General features: G+C 68.2%; 4 protein-coding genes. 1 reads left to right on the top strand and 3 read right to left on the bottom strand.

Translation table 11 applies throughout. The annotated features are described in order from the left end of the window. A partial coding sequence (locus V7D28_RS04895) for a hypothetical protein (RefSeq protein ID WP_333586243.1) occupies positions 1-218 on the top strand: 218 nt, incomplete at its 5' end. Here the strand turns inward: V7D28_RS04895 and V7D28_RS04890 are convergent. The 3 genes from V7D28_RS04890 to trxB are packed head-to-tail and all read right to left on the bottom strand — an operon-like array spanning position 215 to position 3,035. Then, a complete protein-coding gene (locus V7D28_RS04890) occupies positions 215-703 on the bottom strand; it encodes a GNAT family N-acetyltransferase (protein ID WP_333586242.1) in 489 nt (162 codons plus the stop codon). The two genes, V7D28_RS04895 and V7D28_RS04890, sit on opposite strands and share 4 nt — an antisense overlap. Before the next feature lie 3 nt (positions 704-706). Continuing rightward, positions 707-2,005: a UDP-N-acetylglucosamine 1-carboxyvinyltransferase gene (locus V7D28_RS04885; RefSeq protein ID WP_333586241.1), complete on the bottom strand. Its 1,299-nt coding sequence runs from the start codon at positions 2,003-2,005 to the stop codon at positions 707-709. Between the two features lie 28 nt (positions 2,006-2,033). Next, positions 2,034-3,035: a thioredoxin-disulfide reductase gene (gene trxB, locus V7D28_RS04880; RefSeq protein ID WP_333586240.1), complete on the bottom strand. Its 1,002-nt coding sequence runs from the start codon at positions 3,033-3,035 to the stop codon at positions 2,034-2,036. Positions 3,036-3,146 lie beyond the last annotated feature (111 nt).

Genomic DNA, 3,146 nt, shown 5'->3' with positions numbered 1-3,146 from the left:
CGGGGCCCGCGGCCCGGTCCGTGACCCTGGCCCTGGGCGGCGAGGTTCGCACCTATCAGGTGGCCGAGCCGCAGGCCGGCGCGGCCGAGACCCGCGTGGCCGGCGTGCTGCAACCGCCCCGTCGCCGGCCCACCGCCGAGGAAGTCCGTCAGATCAACGCCCGTCTGGCTGAACTGGAGGCGAGGCTGGAGGCCGACGGCGCGGCGCCCCGCGACTAGCTCCCGGAGAAGGCGCTGGGATAGGCCGCCATCAGGGGCTCGGCGAAGGCCTCGTCCGCCAGGGCCAATCCCATGAAGGCCTCAGAACCGGAATAGGGGGCCTTGACCCGCCGCACGGTGTCCGTCGTGAAGCCGAAGCGCCGGTAATAGGCCGGGTGGCCCAGAACCAGCGCCCCGTGGGCGCCGAACTCCTTGCACATGTCCAGGCCCGCCCGCACCAGGGCCGAGCCGGTCCCCGACCTCTGGCGATCGGGCCGGACCGCCATGGGCGCAAGCGCCACATAGAGGTGCTCGCTGTCGGTCCAGAGCCGGCTGAAGAGGATGTGGCCGGCCAGCTCGCCCTCGGTCTCCGCTACAAGCTCGAACACCAGGTCGCCGTCGGCGCGCAGCTTGTCCACCAGTTCAGCCTCGGCCGCGCCGTCGAAGGCTGCGAGGTTCAGCTGGCGGATGGCGGGGTGATCAGCGGCGCGGGCGAGGCGGATCATGCGTCAGTCCCCGCTCACCCATTCCACGTCGGCGCCCAGGGCGTTGAGGTTCTCCACGAAACGCGGATGGGCCCTCTTGATCGGCGCGGCGTTATAGATGGTGGACACCCCTTCGATGCTGGCGGCCAGCATGAAGAGGGCGATGGCCACCCGGATGATGTAGGGGCTTTCGACCTCGGCGGGGAACAGGGGCTTGCCGCCATAGGTGATCACCCTGTGGGGATCGCACAGCACCGCATGGCCGCCGAACTTGGCCAGTTCGGAGGTCCAGCCCAGGGCCCCCTCATAGACCTTGTTCCAGAACATCACCGAGCCTTCGGCCCGGACCCCCAGGGCGATGAAGATGGGCAGCAGGTCGGCGGGCACATAGGGCCAGGGGGCGGCCTCCACCTTCTGCAGGATATGGCTGGTGAAGGGCTGGCGCACACGCAGGGGGCCATCCAGCCGCGCCCGCGACCAGCCGCCCTCGTGCGTCACCTCCACGCCGAACTTGGCGAAGGTGCGATCGATCAGGGGAAACCAGTCGGCCGCCCCATTGCGGACGGCCACGTCGCCGCCGGTGATGGCGCCCATGGCCAGGAAGGTGGCGACCTCGTGGAAGTCGTCTTCGAAGGTGAAGCTGGCGGACCCCAGCCGCTCGACGCCCTCGATGGTGAGGGTTGAGGCGCCGACCCCGTCGATCCTGGCCCCCATCTCCACCAGGAAGCGACAGAACTCCTGCACGTGCGGCTCGCAGGCCGCGTTCACCAGCTGCGAGCGCCCCTTGGCGGTGGCCGCGCAGATGGCGAAGTTCTCGGTGGTGGTGACCGAGGCGTAGTCCAGCCAGTGCCGGGTGGCGTGGAAACCGTCCGGCGTGGTGATGAGGATGGCGCCTTCGCGGCTTTCAACGCGCGCGCCAAAGGCCTCGAACACCTCCAGATGCGGATCAATCTCCCGCGCGCCCAGGGTGCAGCCCTTGGCCTCGTCCTCCAGGCTGGCCTGGCCGAACCGGTGCAACAGGGCCGGGATCAGCATGACCGACGAGCGCATGCCCAGCGGCAGGTGGGCGCCGGCCGGGTTCAGATTCTCCCCGTGGTGGAGATTCAACGTACCGCTGTCGAAATCCATCTCCACCCGGCTGCCCAGGGCCCGGAAGAAGTCCAGGATCTTCCGCACATCGGTGATGTCGGGCACCCGGTAGAGCGTCAGGGGCGCGTCGCTGAGCAGGGTGGCGCACAGCACCGGCAGCACGGCGTTCTTGTTGGCCGAGGGCGTGATCTCGCCCCGCAGGGGGCGGCCCCCGCGAACGATCAGATTGGTCATGAGCCCTCGCGGGTCTGGAGGCGCAGCCTCACCAGACGCCGATCTTCTCGGCTTCGGCGTGGCTGATCGGATGATTAGCCTTGCGGTGGTCTTCCTCGGCCAGGAAGCGGACGGCTTCCAGGGCCGCCATACAGCCCATGCCCGCCGCCGTCACCGCCTGGCGATAGACATCGTCGGTGACATCCCCGGCGGCGTAGACGCCCTCGATCTCGGTGGAGGCCGATCCTGGCCTCACGTCCAGATAGCCCGAGGCGTCCATGGACAGCTGGCCCTTGAAGAGCTCAGAGGCCGGGGCGTGACCAATGGCCACGAACACCCCGGCGCAGGCGATCTCGCGCGTCTCGCCGCTTTCCACATGCTTCAGGCGCACGCCCGTCACGCCGAGGGGATCGGTGTCGCCCAGGACCCGATCAACCGCATGATCCCAGATCACCTCGATCTTCGGATGGGCCAGCAGGCGCTCCTGCAGGATCTTTTCGGCTCGCAGTTCGTCGCGGCGATGGACCAGGGTGACCTTGGAGGCGAAGTTGGTCAGGAAGAGCGCCTCTTCTACGGCGGTGTTGCCGCCGCCGACAACTACGACCTCCTTGTTGCGATAGAAGAAGCCGTCGCAGGTGGCGCAGGCCGAGACGCCAAAGCCCTTGAACTGCTCCTCGCTTTCCAGGCCAAGCCAGCGCGCCTGCGCGCCGGTGGCGATGATCAGGGTCTCGGCCAGCCAGACCTCGCCGGAATCGCAGACCAGGCGGAAGGGACGGCTGGAAAGGTCGGCCTCGATGACGATGTCGTTGATGATCTCCGTGCCCACGTGCTCCGCCTGGGCGCGCATCTGATCCATCAGCCAGGGCCCCTGGATGACCTCGGCGAAGCCCGGATAGTTCTCCACGTCGGTGGTGATGGTCAGCTGACCGCCGGGCTGTATGCCGGCGATCATGACGGGGTTCAGCAGGGCGCGGGCGGCATAGATGGCGGCGGTGTAGCCGGCGGGGCCAGATCCCAGGATGAGGCAGCGTGTGGTGCGAGGCTCGGACATGGGCTCTATTTAGACCAGATTCCGCCGGGCGCGAGGGCGCCGGGGCAACAGGACATCTATCAGCGCGTTGAGATGAGATGAACGACACGTCGCTACCCCCGTCCTCAACCC

The organism is Phenylobacterium sp. (assembly GCF_036723115.1).
In the GTDB taxonomy this organism is placed as follows: domain Bacteria; phylum Pseudomonadota; class Alphaproteobacteria; order Caulobacterales; family Caulobacteraceae; genus Phenylobacterium.
This window is presented reverse-complemented; position numbering and strand designations above follow the sequence as displayed.

Bases quoted from the DNA above. Each gene is read 5' to 3' on its own strand.
- V7D28_RS04885 (WP_333586241.1), bottom strand. From the start codon at position 2,005: ATGACCAATCTGATCGTTCGCGGGGGCCGCCCCCTGCGGGGCGAGATC.
- trxB (WP_333586240.1), bottom strand. From the start codon at position 3,035: ATGTCCGAGCCTCGCACCACACGCTGCCTCATCCTGGGATCTGGCCCC.
- V7D28_RS04890 (WP_333586242.1), bottom strand. From the start codon at position 703: ATGATCCGCCTCGCCCGCGCCGCTGATCACCCCGCCATCCGCCAGCTG.